17 protein-coding genes are annotated in these 16457 nt (G+C 51.9%); 4 read left to right on the top strand and 13 right to left on the bottom strand.

Translation table 11 applies throughout. The annotated features are described in order from the left end of the window. Positions 1-29: 29 nt before the first annotated feature. From BLV87_RS19470 to aceK, 5 genes are all read right to left on the bottom strand, one after another. A complete protein-coding gene (locus BLV87_RS19470) occupies positions 30-188 on the bottom strand; it encodes a hypothetical protein (protein WP_175517813.1) in 159 nt (52 codons plus the stop codon). A 101-nt stretch (positions 189-289) separates the two neighbouring features. Then, positions 290-511 (bottom strand): hypothetical protein, encoded by a 222-nt coding sequence (locus tag BLV87_RS15100; protein ID WP_175517962.1) that lies wholly within the window; start codon positions 509-511, stop codon positions 290-292. A 45-nt stretch (positions 512-556) separates the two neighbouring features. Next, positions 557-1165 (bottom strand): Uma2 family endonuclease, encoded by a 609-nt coding sequence (locus tag BLV87_RS15095; RefSeq protein WP_093070004.1) that lies wholly within the window; start codon positions 1163-1165, stop codon positions 557-559. Between the two features lie 58 nt (positions 1166-1223). Then, positions 1224-3308, bottom strand: coding sequence for an ATP-dependent DNA helicase RecG (gene recG, locus BLV87_RS15090; RefSeq protein ID WP_175517961.1), 2085 nt, complete (start codon positions 3306-3308; stop codon positions 1224-1226). A gap of 12 nt (positions 3309-3320) precedes the next feature. Beyond that, positions 3321-5066: a bifunctional isocitrate dehydrogenase kinase/phosphatase gene (gene aceK, locus BLV87_RS15085; protein WP_093070003.1), complete on the bottom strand. Its 1746-nt coding sequence runs from the start codon at positions 5064-5066 to the stop codon at positions 3321-3323. A gap of 187 nt (positions 5067-5253) precedes the next feature. Here aceK and BLV87_RS15080 point away from each other — a divergent pair, with 187 nt between their 5' ends. Continuing rightward, the gene (locus BLV87_RS15080; protein WP_093070002.1) at positions 5254-7524 is read left to right on the top strand and encodes an NADP-dependent isocitrate dehydrogenase; all 2271 of its coding nucleotides are present in this window, start codon (positions 5254-5256) and stop codon (positions 7522-7524) included. Here the strand turns inward: BLV87_RS15080 and BLV87_RS15075 are convergent. Both BLV87_RS15075 and BLV87_RS15070 read right to left on the bottom strand, forming a co-directional pair. Next, the gene (locus tag BLV87_RS15075) at positions 7493-8740 is read right to left on the bottom strand and encodes a TIGR03862 family flavoprotein (RefSeq protein WP_245707052.1); all 1248 of its coding nucleotides are present in this window, start codon (positions 8738-8740) and stop codon (positions 7493-7495) included. The genes BLV87_RS15080 and BLV87_RS15075 overlap by 32 nt on opposite strands. Further along, entirely contained in the window at positions 8737-9510 is a 774-nt protein-coding gene (locus tag BLV87_RS15070) for an ABC transporter permease (RefSeq protein WP_093070001.1), read from the bottom strand. Before BLV87_RS15070 ends, BLV87_RS15075 begins: the two co-directional genes overlap by 4 nt. 142 nt (positions 9511-9652) lie before the next feature. Here BLV87_RS15070 and BLV87_RS19705 point away from each other — a divergent pair, with 142 nt between their 5' ends. Next, on the top strand, positions 9653-10270 hold the full coding sequence (locus BLV87_RS19705; RefSeq protein ID WP_217630007.1) for an RNA-guided endonuclease InsQ/TnpB family protein: 618 nt from the start codon (positions 9653-9655) through the stop codon (positions 10268-10270). Between the two features lie 23 nt (positions 10271-10293). Then, positions 10294-10878, top strand: coding sequence for an RNA-guided endonuclease TnpB family protein (locus BLV87_RS19700; protein ID WP_217630008.1), 585 nt, complete (start codon positions 10294-10296; stop codon positions 10876-10878). A 38-nt stretch (positions 10879-10916) separates the two neighbouring features. Here the strand turns inward: BLV87_RS19700 and BLV87_RS15060 are convergent, their stop codons facing one another. After that, the gene (locus tag BLV87_RS15060) at positions 10917-11843 is read right to left on the bottom strand and encodes an ABC transporter ATP-binding protein (RefSeq protein WP_093070000.1); all 927 of its coding nucleotides are present in this window, start codon (positions 11841-11843) and stop codon (positions 10917-10919) included. A gap of 84 nt (positions 11844-11927) precedes the next feature. Between BLV87_RS15060 and mtgA the strand changes: the two genes are divergently transcribed. After that, complete coding sequence (gene mtgA, locus BLV87_RS15055) at positions 11928-12653, top strand: monofunctional biosynthetic peptidoglycan transglycosylase (RefSeq protein WP_093069999.1); 726 nt, start codon at positions 11928-11930, stop codon at positions 12651-12653. On the opposite strand, the gene BLV87_RS15050 is transcribed toward mtgA, so the two are convergent. From BLV87_RS15050 to BLV87_RS15030, 5 genes are all read right to left on the bottom strand, one after another. Continuing rightward, on the bottom strand, positions 12650-13429 hold the full coding sequence (locus tag BLV87_RS15050; RefSeq protein ID WP_093069998.1) for an efflux RND transporter periplasmic adaptor subunit: 780 nt from the start codon (positions 13427-13429) through the stop codon (positions 12650-12652). The two genes, mtgA and BLV87_RS15050, sit on opposite strands and share 4 nt — an antisense overlap. Then, entirely contained in the window at positions 13426-14421 is a 996-nt protein-coding gene (locus BLV87_RS15045) for a TolC family protein (RefSeq protein WP_139282200.1), read from the bottom strand. Before BLV87_RS15045 ends, BLV87_RS15050 begins: the two co-directional genes overlap by 4 nt. Beyond that, complete coding sequence (locus BLV87_RS15040; RefSeq protein WP_217630006.1) at positions 14405-15109, bottom strand: thioredoxin family protein; 705 nt, start codon at positions 15107-15109, stop codon at positions 14405-14407. The genes BLV87_RS15045 and BLV87_RS15040 overlap by 17 nt, the downstream gene beginning before the upstream one ends. 107 nt (positions 15110-15216) lie before the next feature. Continuing rightward, positions 15217-16104: an AEC family transporter gene (locus BLV87_RS15035; protein WP_093069996.1), complete on the bottom strand. Its 888-nt coding sequence runs from the start codon at positions 16102-16104 to the stop codon at positions 15217-15219. Between the two features lie 7 nt (positions 16105-16111). Continuing rightward, positions 16112-16453: a YfiM family lipoprotein gene (locus tag BLV87_RS15030; protein WP_093069995.1), complete on the bottom strand. Its 342-nt coding sequence runs from the start codon at positions 16451-16453 to the stop codon at positions 16112-16114. Between the last annotated feature and the right edge of the window lie 4 nt (positions 16454-16457).

The raw sequence follows: 16457 nt of genomic DNA, 5'->3' as shown, positions 1-16457 counted from the left end.
GGCGAATTTTGTGTGAAATCTACGTCAAATTACTGATTATCCTCATCCAACACTGGATCATGCTCACCGGATTGTGGGAAATACCCCAGCGCAGCCTCACCAAAGGTGTTCAAGCCATTCAGGAACAGGCTTCCCATCTTGCCGCCTGCATCGCTGAGCGACGCAGCTTGATAAAATGCCTCAAGCAACTGGCAAAACTCTTCGCTTCTTCAACCGCTTGCCGACAAAACAAACGGAGGAAAAAACCTAATAATTGGATGAGATTACAGCAAGTTAGGGAATGGAGGGCTTAAAGTTGATGCGTATAGGGGCCGAAAAATACCTGCCCCAGCGCCAAACCCAGAAACAAGGTGGTGAGGATTAATTGCGCGTCGTTGTCGTGTTGTGTACCCAGTTCGCGCCCGATGGTGACGAGCGCGGGCAGCATGGCATCAATCGCCAGTGCTGTTAGGGATGTGAGCATGGCGATTAGAGCGACGAATTCGCCGAAGCGGGGGAGGTTGGTGGGCATGTTAGGGAGAGGTTTCCTGCATAAATGCCCAAGCAATAAGCGACATTATAGTGATGTTCCTTCTTTCTGCTGTTGCTCCAACCACGCCAACACATCCTCATTTTTAACCCGCTCGTAAATGGCTGCAACTGGCAGGCGGGCATTGACCGACTCCAATACCACCTCATCCCCCAAAAAGTAATAGGTGGATTGCCAACTGGCACTGCGGCGTTGTACTTCGATTTCCGCGAAATCCTGCTCAATCAGCACGTATTCCAAGAGGCTAGGGATGGCGAGGTATTCCAAACGCTTTTCGCCTTTGTCTTTTTTACGGGTGCTTTTGGACAGCACCTCGATAATGAGGATAGGGCTTTCCCTGACACGTTCATCGTCTGAGGCATCATCATCACACACCACCACAACATCAGGGTAGCGGAAGCGTTTGCCGAAGGTTTTTACCAGCATGTCACCACTGAGCGGTTCGCAAGGTTGGTGACGTAAATGATTCCACAAGAGTGCAGACATATTGCGGGCAATACGGTTGTGATTAACCTTTGCGCCAGCCATTGCGTAAACCTGACCATCCACATACTCGTGTTTGATGTCGCTGATTTCTTCGCCTGCTAAATAGTCTTCTACGGAAAGGTAGGCGAATTTTTCTGCCGCTGCTGCCATAACATCACCTGCTGTTTTGTCTTTTGCTGATGGTAGCATAACAGGAAGTGAGGATGTCTCAACTCTGGAAAAACTGCGTTGCCGTTTCGCCATCCGGCTGCTGCAACCAACGCTGTGTCAACGCTTCCACCCGCTCCGGGTAATGCGCTACCACTTCCCTCGCTGCCATTTGCACTGCTGGCAGCAAATGCTGATCGCGCAATAAACTGGCAATTCGCAGCCGCACATCCCCGGTTTGGCGCGTCCCCAATACTTCGCCGGGGCCACGCAATTCCAGATCAATATCCGCAATCATGAAACCATCGGTAGTAGTGCGCATCGCATCCAGCCGTTTCCGTGCTGTTTTGCCGAGCGGATGTTGGTAAAGCAGCACGCAGCTACTCGCCACACTGCCGCGCCCAACCCGTCCGCGCAACTGGTGCAATTGCGATAAGCCCATGCGTTCAGCATTTTCGATCACCATCAAGGACGCATTCGGCACATCCACCCCGACTTCAATCACCGTGGTTGCCACCAAAAGCTGAATTTCCCCCAGCTTGAACTGACGCATGATGTTTTCTTTTTCCGAACCATGCAGCCGCCCGTGTACCAGCCCCACGGCGACATGCGGCAAGCGTTCGTGCAACATCGCAGCGGTCACTTCTGCCGCTTCACATTGCAAGGCTTCCGATTCTTCGATCAGGGTGCAAACCCAATACACCTGCCGACCTTCGCGACATGCGGCGGAAATGCGCTCAATCACCTCATCGCGGCGCTCATTGTTCAGGGCAACGGTGGTAATCGGCGTGCGCCCCGGCGGTAATTCGTCGATCACCGAATAATCCAGATCGCCGTAAGCGGTCATTGCTAGAGTGCGCGGAATCGGTGTCGCGGTCATCACCAACTGGTGGGGGTAATGCTCGCCTTGCTTGCCTTTTTCGCGCAAGGCCATGCGCTGATGCACGCCGAAACGGTGCTGTTCGTCGATAATAATCAGCCCCAGTTGCAGGAATTCCACCGTGCGCTGGAATAGGGCGTGTGTACCCACGGCGATATGCCCGATGCCCAACAGCAAATTTTCCACTTTGCGGCGGCGTTGGCGCGGGGTTTGATTGCCGGAAATGTACACCGTCTCGATACCCAGCGGTTCGAGCCAACGTACCAGATTTTGGTAATGCTGTTCCGCCAGTAATTCGGTCGGAGCCATCATGGCGACTTGGAAACCGTTGGCAATCGCGTGCAAAGCAGCCGCCACCGCCACCAGCGTTTTGCCCGACCCAACATCGCCTTGCACCAGCCGATTCATGGGGACGGTTTGTTGCAAGTCGGTGGTGATTTCAGCAATCACGCGGTCTTGTGCACCCGTGGGGGCAAAGGGCAGGGCACGCAACAATTGCCGCCAATAGTGGTTGGTTTCGGGCATGGTGTGCGCTTGCACTTGCTTGAGTTCGTGTCGCGCTTGTTGCACACCCAGTTGATGCGCGAGCAATTCCTCGAAAATCAGCCGGTACGGGCGCATTCCTTCTACCGTTGAACCCGACGGCGGTGTATGCAGTTTGCGTAATTCGTTTGCCAATGGCGGAAAATGGTGTTGCCTGACCACGCTTTCCGGCAGCAAATCCGGCAACTCCTCCACATGCTCCAGCGCTAAATCAATCAGGCGGCGCAAGCTACGTTGCTGCAAACCTTCGGTGGTGGGATACGTAGGGGTGAGGGTGTTGGCAATCGGTTCGGGGTCATCGGCTTTGAGGTAATGGCATTCGGGGTGTGCCATTTCCAGCTTCATACCGGATTGGCGCACTTCACCAAAACAGCGCAGCAACACGCCTTTGCGCAAGCTGTATTTCTGGGCGGAGGTGAAGTGGAAAAAGCGTAAGATCAAGGTGCCGCTGCCGTCGTTGAGGTAGCACAGCAACATGGTACGCCCGCGTTGCACCACTTCGGTGGATTCGATTTCACCTTCCACCAGCACTTCTTGCCCAACTTTGAGGCTGGCGATGGGGTAAATGCGGGTGCGATCCTGATAGCGTAGCGGTAGGTGAAACAGCAAATCGGCAACGCGCAAGATACCCAGCCGCACCAGTTTTTCAGCGACCGCATCACCGACCCCACGCAGGGCGGTGACAGGTTGCTGCAAAAAGTCGGGTTCGGCTGGTTCACTCATGCCGTGAGTATACTATCGCTTGAAGCGCAATGCCTCTGGGTAGGGGAACACATCTTCATACTGACCCGCTTTGATCCTGTCCTTTTTCTCTTGCCAGTAACGGGCATCCAGCAAATTCCGATGGTATTTGAGGAAAGTTTTGCGGATTTTGGGCGTAGACAGCAAAAACGTGCCGAATTCTTCCGGGAACACGTCATTCGGCTCGACCGAATACCACGGTTCGGAACGGAACTCGTCTTCCGGGAAACGCGGCGGCGGAATCTTGCGGAAGTTGCATTCGGTCATGTAGCTGATTTCGTCGTAATCGTAGAACACCACGCGCCCTTGCTGCGTGACCCCGAAGTTTTTGTAGAGGAAATCGCCGGGGAAAATGTTCGCGCCCGCCAGTTGTTTGATGGCATTGCCATAGTCTTCGATCACCCATTCCAGAATATCATCGGCGGCGGTTTCGATGAAAATGTTCAGCGGGATCATGCGCCGTTCCATATAAACATGGCGGAACACCAGATTGTCGGTGTCGTAACTGATGCTACTGGCACAGGTTTCTTGCAGTTCTTCCAGCAGGCTGGCATCGAAACGTTCCAGCGGCAGCGCAACATTGGAATATTCCAGCATATCCGCCATGCGCCCCACGCGGTCGTGGCGTTTCACCAACTGGTATTTTTCTTCGACTTGTTGGCGGGTGAATTCTTTTTGTGGCGCGAATTTGTCCTTGATGATCTTGAACACGTAGGGGTAAGAGGGCAGGGTGAATACCATCATGACCATGCCGCGTATCCCCGGTGCAATCACGAATTCATCGCTGGAATGCTTCAAGTGGTGCAAAAAGTCGCGGTAAAATGCTGATTTGCCCTGCTTGTGCAAGCCAATTGCCGAATACAGTTCCGAGGTATCGCGGCGCGGCAACAGTTGTTGCAGGAAGCACACCACCGCCGACGGCACTTGGTGTTCCATCATGAAATACGCCTGCGAGTAGCTGAATACCACGGAAAGCTGCTTTTCCCCCCACACCAGCGCATCAATGTACAAACCACCGTTTTCATTGTTGAGAATGGGCAGGGCGAAGGCGGTTTCTTCGCGCCCATTCATCATGCGCCCGACCAGATACGCCGCCTTGTTACGGAAAAACGGGTGGCGGATCACGGCAAGTTGGAAGTTCAGTTGTGCCTTGCGGTTTGTCTTGCCGGGGTAGTGCTTGACGATGGCGCGGTAAATATTGCGCAGGTCGCGTTCGAGGTTTTCAAACGGCAGCACAAACCCCGCATTGTGGAGGATGCTGATAATGGATTCGCGCAAACCGCTCGTGCCGGGGTAATAACACACGTAGCTGGTTTCTTCTGAATCAATGTATTCGGTCGAAATCGAGCTACGCACAAAGATGAATTCGTTGGTGTAGTACTGGCGTGGAAATTGGCGGCAAAACACCGAGGTGTAGAAGGTTTCCGCCAGTTCTGGCTGTTGGTGATCCAGCAACAGGCGCATGTAACAGTGTTTGATTTCGCGCCATAGGCTGGGGTCGATGGTCTTGATTTCATACAAATCGCGGGTCAGGGCAATGGTTTCCTTGATGCGATGATCGTACAACATAATGCGTTCGCGGGAGGCGAGTTGCACCGCTTTCCAATCCGCATCCTCAAAACGCTGACGTGCGCCAGCGGTGATTTGCTGGAAAATATCAAAGTGCCGGTTAAAGCCTTGCAGGATGGTGGTGGCAATGCCGCGTGCAAGAGAATTGATCTGCAAAGCCTGTTCTGCCATACCCTACCCATCCAAAATATCCAAGGAAAGAGGTCAGAATATTACAGGAATATTTATGTGCGCTGCAACAAAGATAGTAAGGCGGCAAATTGTCGACAATTTGCATTATTTGTTGCGGATTTTGTGGCGATTATTGCGGTTTTTATATAATATTGTATTACAATAACGCCGCTAGGAATGACTGTACATGAATAATGAAACACCAAAAGTAATTTACACGCTGACGGATGAAGCGCCACTGCTGGCGACTTGCTCCTTGCTACCGATTATTCGTACCTTTGCATCCGGCGCGGGTATTGAGATTGCCAAAAGCGATTTGTCGCTACCTGCCCGTACCCTTGCCGAGTTCGCCGACTATCTGAGCGCCGAACAACAGGTAGTGGATGAGTTGGCGATCATGGCGCAACTGACGCAAGAGCCAGATAGCAATATTATCAAGCTACCCAATATCAGCGCCTCTGTGCCGCAACTGGTAGCGACGGTCAAAGAACTGCAAGCCGCAGGCTACCCGCTGCCGGATTATCCCGAAGACCCGCAAACCGAAGAAGAAAAAACTATTCTGCGCCGTTACTCCAAAGTGCTGGGCAGTGCGGTCAACCCGGTGTTGCGTGAAGGCAACTCGGATCGGCGCGTACCGGCGGCGGTCAAACGTTACGCACAAACGTTTCCGCATGAAATGAAGGAATGGAGTCAGGCTTCACGCACCCACGTTTCGCACATGCATCACGGTGACTTTTACAGCAGCGAAAAATGCCTGACGCTGGATCGTGCCTGTGATGTCAGCATGGATTTGGTGACTAACAGCGGCAAAACCATCGTGCTCAAGCCTAAGGTTTCCTTGCTGGAAGGCGAAATCATCGACAGCATGTTCATGAGCAAAAAAGCCCTGTGCGAGTTCTACGAAAAGCAGATCGAGGACGCGAAAGAAACGGGCGTGATGTTCTCGCTGCACGTCAAAGCCACCATGATGAAAGTGTCGCACCCGATTGTATTCGGTCACTGCGTCAAGATTTTCTACAAGGAGCTGTTTGAAAAACACGCGCAGTTGTTCAAGGAATTGGGTGTCAACCCCAACAACGGCATGAGCAGTGTGTATGAAAAAATTGCCACGTTGCCAACTTCGTTGCGGGAAGAAATTGAGCGGGACATTCATGCCTGCTACGAACATCGCCCGGAACTGGCGATGGTGGATTCAGCCAAAGGCATTTCCAATCTGCATTCCCCGAACCATGTCATCGTCGATGCTTCGATGCCAGCCATGATCCGCAATGGCGGCAAAATGTATGGCCCGGCGGGTAAGTTGAAAGACACCAAGGCGGTGATGCCTGAAAGTACCTTTGCGCGTATTTATCAGGAGATCATTAACTTCTGTAAAACCCACGGTTCGTTCGATCCGCGCACCTTGGGCACTGTGCCGAACGTTGGTCTGATGGCGCAAAAAGCCGAAGAATACGGCTCGCATGACAAGACCTTTGAAATTCCCGAAGATGGCGTGGCGCGTATTGTGGACGATCAAGGCAATGTCCTGATTGAGCAAAACGTGGAAGCTGGCGACATCTGGCGCATGTGTCAGACCAAAGATCTGCCAGTGCGTGACTGGGTAGGTCTGGCAGTCAGACGGGCGCGTGAATCCCAATTGCCTGCGGTATTCTGGTTGGACGAGTACCGTCCGCATGAATACGAGCTGATCAAGAAGGTGAAAACCTACCTGAAGGATCATGATCTGACCGGTGTTGATATTAGTATTATGTCCCCCCTGCGCGGGATGCGTTTCAGTCTGGAACGGATTATTCGTGGCAAGAATACGATTTCCGTAACCGGCAATATTTTGCGCGATTACCTGACTGACCTATTCCCGATCATGGAAGTGGGCACGAGTGCAAAAATGCTGTCGGTTGTACCGTTGATGAAAGGCGGCGGTTTGTATGAAACAGGTGCGGGTGGTACAGCGCCGGTCTTGGTGAAGCAATTGCTGGAAGAGAACCATCTGAGCTGGGATTCCCTTGGGGAGTTTCTGGCGCTGACGGTTTCCTTTGAACAGGTGGCTAGACAATACGGCAGCAATAAAGCCAAAGTGCTGTCGGTCACGCTGGATGAGGCTATCGGTAATGTGTTGTTGAGCGATAAATCACCGAAGCCGCGCACAGGCGAGTTGGATACACGCGGCAATCACTTCTATCTGGCGATGTATTGGGCGCAAGCGCTTGCCAAGCAAACCGAAGAGCCGGAAATGGCGGAACATTTTGGTAAGTTGGCGAAAGTCCTGACGGAAAATGAAGAGAAAATTCTGGCTGAGCTGAGGGACGCTCAAGGGCGACCTGTGGATATTGGTGGCTATTTCTTCGCCGATTCTGCCATGACCAAAGCGGTGATGCGTCCGAGTGCGACGTTCACGAATGCCATTATGGCGGCACGTATGCCGGGCTTTAGTGCGGCGGAGTTAGACGTGCCTCACTGACCGATGCTAACCAGCGGATGACGCCCTCTCCGACCTCTCGTCCGCTGGCAAAACACGCTGTCAGGAGATAACCTCCTGTCGGCGCTTCCCAATCCAGCATTTCCCCCGCGCAAAATACCCCCGGTAATGCCCGTAACATCAGGTTCTCATCCAAGGCTTCAAACGGTATGCCGCCTGCGGTGCTGATCGCTTCGTCAATGGGCGTGGTCGCAGTAACGGTAATTGGGATCGCTTTTAAAGTTGCAGCGAGCAGTGGAATGTTCTGCCAGTGTGCTTTATCCAGCGTTTCAAACAGCAATGCTGCTTTTACCCCATCCAATTTCCAATGGCTTTTCAGGAAGTTGCCTAGCGTTTTATTAGCAGGTTTTTTGTGCAAGGTTGTTTCAAGCTGAGCGTGGCTGTGGTTGGGGAGCAAATCCAAGTGGAAGGTGGCTGAACCGTGGGCATCCAGCGTGTCACGTAAGCGAGCAGAAAAGGCGTAGATCAAGCTGCCTTCCACGCCGCGTGCGGTGACGATCATTTCACCCATGCGCGTTTCGGTTTGCCCGTTAAGATCGGTGAAACTTAGGGTGACGGATTTTAGCGGTGAACCTGCAAAGCGGCTGCTGAGGTGTTCGCTCCATGCGCACAGAAAGCCGCAGTTGGCGGGTTTTAAGGGGGCGATGGGGATGTGACGGTCGGTTAGCAGGTTGACCCATGCGCCATCACTACCGAGTTTTTTCCAGCTACCACCGCCGAGCGCGAGGATGACGGCGTTGTAGGGAACGGTAACTGTATCTTGAGGTGTCTCGAACATGAGCTGCCCCTGCGCATCCCACCCCATCCAACGATGACGCGGATGCACCCGCAACCCATTCCGTTTCAGCCGTGCCAACCACGCCCGCAATAGCGGCGCAGCTTTCATTTCCTTGGGAAACACCCGCCCCGATGTGCCCACAAACGTTTCCACCCCCAATTCCGCACACCACGCCCGCAATGCCTCCGCCCCAAAACGTGCTAACAGCGGTTGTATCTGCGGCTGACGTTCAGCATAGCGGCTGCAAAACGCCTCAAACGGTTCAGAATGCGTAATGTTCAAGCCGCCAATCCCCGCCAGCAAGAACTTGCGCCCCAGCGTCGGCATGGCATCGTACAAATCCACCGCATAACCCGCGTTAGTAAGCTGTTCGGCAGCCATTAATCCAGCAGGCCCGCCGCCGATAATGATTACGCTCAACTGCGAATCCCAATGCCTTTATTCAACAAATACAGGCTAAACCCGCCCAGCAGCAGGATAAAGCCCATGATGACGCTGTAACTCAGCCAAATCGACATATCCGACGCGCCCAAAATGCCGTAACGGAAGCCGTTTACCATGTAGAGCACGGGATTCAGCAACGAAATGTTTTGCCACAGCGGGGAAAGCATCGCAATCGAGTAAAACACCCCACCCAAATACGTCAGCGGTGTCAGCACAAAGGTCGGAATAATGGTGATGTCATCAAAACTTTTCGCATATACCGCATTGATCACCCCAGCCAGTGAAAACAGTACCGAAGTCAGTAAGACAATCGTAAACGTGATGAAAATATGCTGCACACTCAAGGTACTGAAAAACAAGGATACCAAGGTAACAGCTAACCCAACTGCCAAGCCACGCGCCACCCCGCCACTCACAAAGCCCGCCAGAATGATCCAATTCGGCATGGGCGAGACCAGCATTTCCGCGACATTGCCTTGAAATTTGCTACCGTAAAACGACGACACCACATTGGCGTAGGCGTTGGTAATCACCGTCATCATGATCAACCCCGGCGTGATGAAGTCGATGTAACGATGCCCTTCCATATCGCCGATTTGCGAGCCGATCAGGTTGCCGAAAATCACGAAATACAGTGCGGTAGTAATCACGGGCGGGATGATGGTTTGCACCCAAATCCGTGCAAACCGCAGTACTTCCTTGACCAGAATGGTGGTGTAGGCCGTCCAGAGTTGTTGTGCATTCATCTATCTTGCGCGAGAAACCTCGCCCTTCAGGGCGGGGAGGGATAGCGCGTCGGCGTCAGCCAACCCTCTTCCCGCGACCTCCTTTTTCGTTGGCTATCTTTTGTGGTTTTACTTCACACGATTGAACTATATAATGTGAAGCATGAAAGTCAAACGCGCCTACAAATTCAGGTTCTACCCAGACCAGCAACAAGAGAAACTGCTGGCGCAAACCTTTGGCTGTGTGCGTTTCGTCTATAACAGCATTCTCCGCTACCGGATGGATGCTTACTATCAGGCAAAAGAGAAGGTGAATTATGTCGGTGCTAACGCACGGCTCACTGCCATCAAGCAAATGCCTGAATTTGCCTTCCTGAATGATGTTTCCAGTGTTCCGCTGCAACAATGCTTGCGAAACCAGCAAACCGCTTTCAAGAATTTCTTTGAAGGGCGGGCGAAATACCCCGTCTTCAAATCCAAAAAACACCGTCAGTCGGCGGAGTTCACCTACCGCGCTTTTACCTACAAGGACGGCGCGTTGAAGCTGGCAAAGTGCGACAAGCCGCTGGCTATTCACTGGAGTCAAAGCCTTCCCTCAAACCCTTCAACTGTTACTGTTTCAAAAGACCCAGCAGACCGGTACTGGCTATTCACTGGAGTCAAAGCCTTCCCTCAAACCCTTCAACTGTTACTGTTTCAAAAGACCCAGCAGACCGGTACTTTGTATCGTGCCTGTGTGAGTTCGAGCCAACCCTGCTTCCCGTTACCAACAAAAAGGTAGGGGTAGATGTTGGCATCAAGGATTTGTTCGTCACTTCTGACGGTTTCAAATCCGGCAATCCCCGCCATACCGCGAAATACGCGGCTAAACTTGCGAAGTACCAGCGCCGTCTTGCCAAGAAAAAACTCGGCAGCAAGAATCGGCTGAAAGCCAAACACAAGGTTGCCCGTATTCACGCGAAAATTACCGATTGCCGTTCGGACAACTTGCACCAGTTGTCCCGCAGATTAGTCAACGAGAACCAAGTTATCTGTGTTGAAAACCTCGCCGTGAAGAACATGGTCAAGAACCCAAATCTGGCTAGGCACATTGCTGATGCAGGCTGGGGGGAATTTACCCGGCAGCTTGAATACAAATCAGCTTGGGCTGGAAGGACATACGTTGAGATTGGGCGGTTCTTCCCGTCCAGCAAACGCTGTTCCTGTTGTGGGTTTGTCAAGGACACTATGCCGCTGGATGTGCGGGAATGGGAATGCCCCGAATGTGGCGCTACCCACGACCGTGACGTGAACGCCGCGCATAACATTTTAGCCGCCGGACTGGCGGTGTTAGCCTTTGGAGAGAATGTCAGTGGCGATAGCATTTCGGTGTTGTCGTCCAGTTCTTGATGAATTAGGAATCCCATTCCTTTAGGGAGGGGAGGATGTCAATGCTTATTGTTCTCCACCAGATCCATGAAAAGCTGTTCTAAGCGATTGGTTTTATTGCGCATACTGTTGACCACGACCCCATGTTCATTGAGGAAGGCGAATACCTTGTTGAGCGAGTAATGTTCTTTGTGGAACACCGCTTCCAGCGTGGTTGGGTCTTGCAGGGTGAAATGGCAAAGGTTGCTGGTAGTGGGTAACACCTCCACTGGGCTGGCAAGGTCGAACACGTAGCTTTCGGTATCCAGCCGGTTGAGAAGTTGTTTCATGCTGGTATTTTCGATCAATTCGCCCCGGTCGATAATGCCGATATTGCGGCAAAGGCTTTCGGCTTCTTCCAGATAATGCGTGGTGAGGATAATGGTGGTGCCATCCGCGTTGAGCTTGCGCAGGAATTCCCACATCGAACGGCGGATTTCGATGTCAACGCCAGCGGTGGGTTCGTCGAGGATCAGCAGGCGCGGTTGATGGATGAGGGAACGTGCAATCATCAGGCGGCGTTTCATGCCACCGGAGAGGGTGCGGGCTTGTTCGCGGGCTTTGTCCCACAGACCCAGTTGTTTAAGCAGTACTTCGGCACGGGCAAAGGCTTCCGCACGCGGGATGCCGTAATAGCCACCTTGATTGACCACGATTTCGATCACTGGCTCGAAGACATTGAAGTTGAATTCTTGTGGCACTAATCCAATTTGCGCTTTGGCTTGTTCGCGTTGGGTATCGAGGTCGTAGCCGAAAATGCTGACCTTGCCTGCGGTTTTGTTCACCAAGGAGCTGGCAATGCCGATGGTGGTGGATTTGCCAGCACCATTTGCGCCGAGTAGGGCGAAGAAATCACCTTGTTCTACCCGCAAGTCGATGCCTTTCAGCGCGGTGAAGCCATTGTGGTAGGTTTTTTGTAAGCCTTGAATGTCGAGAGCCGTCGTCATGGTGTTTTTTCTGCTGAAAACGAAACGCGAATGTTACCACGTATCTCACGAGTGGGGATTTGTTGTGACATAATACGCGCCATTATGAAATTGTATGATCTGTTAACCGTTGGACAATCCAAACATTGGGCGCACTGGCTATGGCGTGTGCCGTTGCTGCTATTCATCGCCTTGTGTGTGTGGTTGCTGATTTTTCGTTGGTTGCCGGTGCCGACGTCGGCGTTTATGTTGCGGCAAGATGTAGTGGCAATCTTTAGTGCGGAAACGCCGTTTGTACGCCACGATTGGGTGAGTTTGGAGGAGATTCCGCGCCACATGCAATTGGCGGTGATTGCCTCGGAAGACCAGCGTTTTGCTGAGCATTGGGGCATTGATGTGGCGGCAACGGAAGCGGCGATTCGTGCGGAAATGCGCGGACGTGGTAAAGGCGGTGGTAGTACGATTACCCAGCAGTTAGTGAAAAATTTGTTCTTGTGGGAAGGGCGCAGTTATGTGCGTAAGGGACTGGAATGGGGTATTGCAGGGGTGATGGAAATCTTCTGGTCGAAAGAGCGGATTTTGGAGGTTTACCTGAATACCGCACAATTCAGCAAGGCGGATTATGGGGTGGGTGCGGCAAGTCAGTATTTGTTGAAAAAGCCGGTCGGTAAATTGGCGGCGGCGGATGCGGCGTTGTTGGCAGCGGTGTTACCCGCGCCGCGTAAATACAGCGTGGTGAAACCTTCCGCTTATGTGCGGGCGCGGCAGAACCGGATTTTGCGGCAAATGCGTTCTTTGGGTGGGGCGGCGTATTTGCAGCGTTTGGATTAAGGCAACACCACCCGCACCGATTCTGACGGCCTCAACACCTCTTTCGCATTGCGCTTAAAGAGAATATCCAGCTCATAAATCGCGCCTTCCGGCTCGATCCGCACCGCTTCCACGCCTTGGCTGTATACCTTGCCGCTGCGATTATCGCCGTTCACTTGTACTTGTGCCGTTGTGCCTACTGGGTAACGCCGCAATACATCCGCCGTCACCAATACCCGTGCTAACATCTGATCATCGGGTGCAAGGCTAACCAGCGGCTGATCTTGCTTACCTGCAAAAATGACTGCACCTTGCCATGCATTATTGGCGGCAATAATCCCCGCAAATGGCGCTTTGAGTTCGGTATGACCTAAGGCTACTTGTGCGGCTTCTTCTGCTGCTTTCGCTGACTCCAGTTCGGTGGTGGCAACCGCTTTTTTCAATTCGCCATCTTTGAGTTCTTCCTCGGCAATTAAGCCACGGTCAAATAGCTCTTGGGTACGTGCCATGTCACGTTCAGCATCATCCATGCTTAAGGTGGCACGTGCCACTCGCGCTTTGGCTTCCAGCAACGCCGCTTTCTGTTTACGCTGATCCATGCGTACCAGCAAAGCGCCTTTGTTGACGTGTTGCCCTGTGGTCACATTCACTTCTTCCACCACACCGTTTTCGACGACGCGCATATCCACCTTGTGTTGCCATTCCAGACGACCTTTCAATTCCAGTGCTTGGGTAGGCAAACTGTATAGTAATAAAATGGGCAATACGATCTGGAAAGTAGTGTGGGGGTGTTTCATGCAGGCTTGTCCTCTGTCGGGGCAGGTTTGGGCAAGGGCCAAACGGGGTTGCCTTGTAAAGCATTCAATTGTGCCAAGGTCAGGGCACGGCAGAACTGGATTTGTTGTTGTTGCAAGCGGGCTTTGCTTTGTTGAGTCATGGCATCACCGATGTCGGATTTGACTTCTTGCTCATACAGGGTACGGCTACGTTCCAGATAATAATCGCGCCAGAGAATTTCCGCTTGGGAACGCTCTTCGGCTACCTTGAACACATCCAGACGCAACAGTAATTCGAGAATGTGCTGGTGTAATTCCATATCGGTCACGGCACGTTCGTCAGCAGTCATATCGTCACGGCGGTCATCCAGCCATTTGTTGTTTTTTAGGCTGGTTTCTACCAGTTCATTCAGCGGTGGCAACTCGGTAGGAAATGTACCAATCTCTGGCGGATTCAGCTCATTTGGCAGCTTTTGCGGATTATTAATGGCTTGGGCTAACAACGAGCGTGTCAAACGTTGCGCAGCAGCACTGGCAGCGCCTTGTTGGCGCACCACTTGGTATTCCGCGTCGAGTTCTGCAACATCCAATTCCGAAAACTCTTTCAATTCCAAACGGGTACGGGTACGGTCAAGTGGGATGTAGTACACCGCCATGTTTTCGTTATCACGAACCGCGCTGGAATCTGCCAACACCACATCAAAAAAGCGTTCCATGATGTCGAGGCGTTGCTTTTCCAGTGGTGCAATCAGGTTGGGTAATAAACGGTCGCGCTGATTGTCTACTCCCGTATTGCTATTATACGCAAGGCTATGGCAGTCCAAGTACAGTGGCTGCGGGGCAGGGTGGCGTAACGCAATTTCCGGTGCAAGCTGGCTGCGTGGATGGCCTTCGGCGTAGTTGAGTGCTTGATCAAGACTCAACGGGTCAGGGACATCAGCGGCTTGAACGCTAGTGAACAATATCAGGGGGGAAAGCATTCCCCACCAACCAGTGTTAACTCTTCGCATCATCAGCCTTGGCAGCGGCATCGCTGCCTTGTTCACGCTTGAATTTAGAAAACGGTACGTCCTCATTCTTTTTGTCGGCAATGTATTTACCAAACAGCATGAACTCATCCGCATCTTTGGTTGCACCTGTCAAACGCCCGTTTTTGATTGGTTCGCCATCTAACCCCATGAATTGGAAGACTGGTGTGGCACGCACTCGAAATTCTTTCAAAGAAAAATCTTTTTGGGTAGTGGCATCGCCTTTGAAGTTGGTTAATTCCACATCGCCTTCAATATCGACAGTGATAATACGGAAGTTTTCTTTGTAATAATCCTGAATATCACTGCGGTTGAGAACGGTACTTTTCATACGCTGACAGAATGGGCACTCATCCATTTCAAACATCATCAGCAAACCTTTTTTGCCGTCCGCTTTGGCAGTTTCCAACTCTTCTTTCATGTCGTTAAAACTGTCGTCGAAGAATTGCGCGGCATCGCGGATTTCTACTTTAGCAGAGGCACTACTGACAGTAGCTGTTGTATCAGCAGCTTTATCATCGGTGCTGACACTGGTTGATTTGTCATCAGCAGGTTTATCCGCAACGGTAGCACTATCAGCGACTTTAGCCGGTTCGGTAGGCTTGTCTTCCGCGACAACACTGGTGGAAAGGCTCAACGCGATGAGCGTACTCGATAATACAGTACGTAACACTTATATATCCTCCTAACTATTAATTGTGAGCGTTAGCATGCACTCAATTTGTGCTCTTATCCTAGGTTGAATTTAGGCACTCTTCAAGCTTAAAAGTTACGATAGGGTTAGTGCGGCAAGGCAAACCACAGTATGGCTGGCATAATCACCAAACTGGCGAGATTGCCTAATAACACGATAGAGGCAACTCGATCCGGTTCTTGTTGGTATTGTTCTGCCACCAAGACGTTCAACACGGCAGGTGGCAAGGCAGCAAATACCAGCAACAGGGCATAATGCGTAGCACTCAATTCCAGCCACTGCGCTATTAAAAATGCGCTACCAAGCCCAGCCGCAGGGCCTGCAATAGCGCCGAGTGTACCTAATTTCCAATCACGAAAATTCACATCCAACAGGCGCACGCCCAGCGAAAACAGTAGCAGCGGAATGGAAACCTGCCCCAGTAATTTGACTGTATTCGCCAAGGCATCCGGCAAGGTAAGGTGTAAACTGCTAAACAATAACCCCAGAATCGTGGCCTGAATCATTGGCATTTTCAGCAAATGCAGCGGATTCGTGCGATGGTTTAAAATGTAAAACCCAACCGTGAAATGCAGCACCATTTCAATGATAAACAACACCACGGCTGCTTGCAGCGCTGACTCCCCAAATGCAAACAGGATCAACGGGATACCCATATTGCCGGAGTTATTAAACATCATCGGTGGTAAAAAGGTTTTCAGATTGATGCGAAACAGCCAGGCCAGCGGCAACAATAACAGACCAGAACCCAATACCACTGCCACGCCGCCAATGGTGAGGTCGCGAAAGGCTAAAAAGTCGAAAGGCTTATCCATCAGCGCCCAGAACACGAGGAAGGGCGCGAAAAATTCCATATTGAGGCGGTTAACCACTGCCATATCCGGGCGGCGGAAATAACCATACGCTGCCCCCAGTGCCGAGCAGGCAAAGACGGGGAAGATAATGCTGAAAATGCGCAAAGCGGCATCAAGCATAATCTACTCAGAATTCCTTTACCCAAGCGATTTTATTATCGCCGATTATCCAATGCCCTGCTTGCACACCGACAAAAGCGCCAACGGCATCCCATGCCAGATCTTTACCGCTGAATTGTTTGCCTTCATCTTGACTGTCAATGATTTCCTTGAGGACACCGGGAGCAATAGCCCAAGCAAACGCTTTAGTTCGATTATGCGTTTGCGAATAGGCAGCAACTCCCAATGCAGCAGAGACACTAAAATGTACTGATTTATCCTTGCTCATCCATTCATCTGCATGGCTCAGATTAGAGGATAACAGCAACAGTAGCAGGGTGGTTGCCTGCAAAGTTTGGGGGGCTTTCATGTGG

This window comes from Thiothrix caldifontis, assembly GCF_900107695.1.
GTDB lineage: Bacteria > Pseudomonadota > Gammaproteobacteria > Thiotrichales > Thiotrichaceae > Thiothrix > Thiothrix caldifontis.
This window is presented reverse-complemented; position numbering and strand designations above follow the sequence as displayed.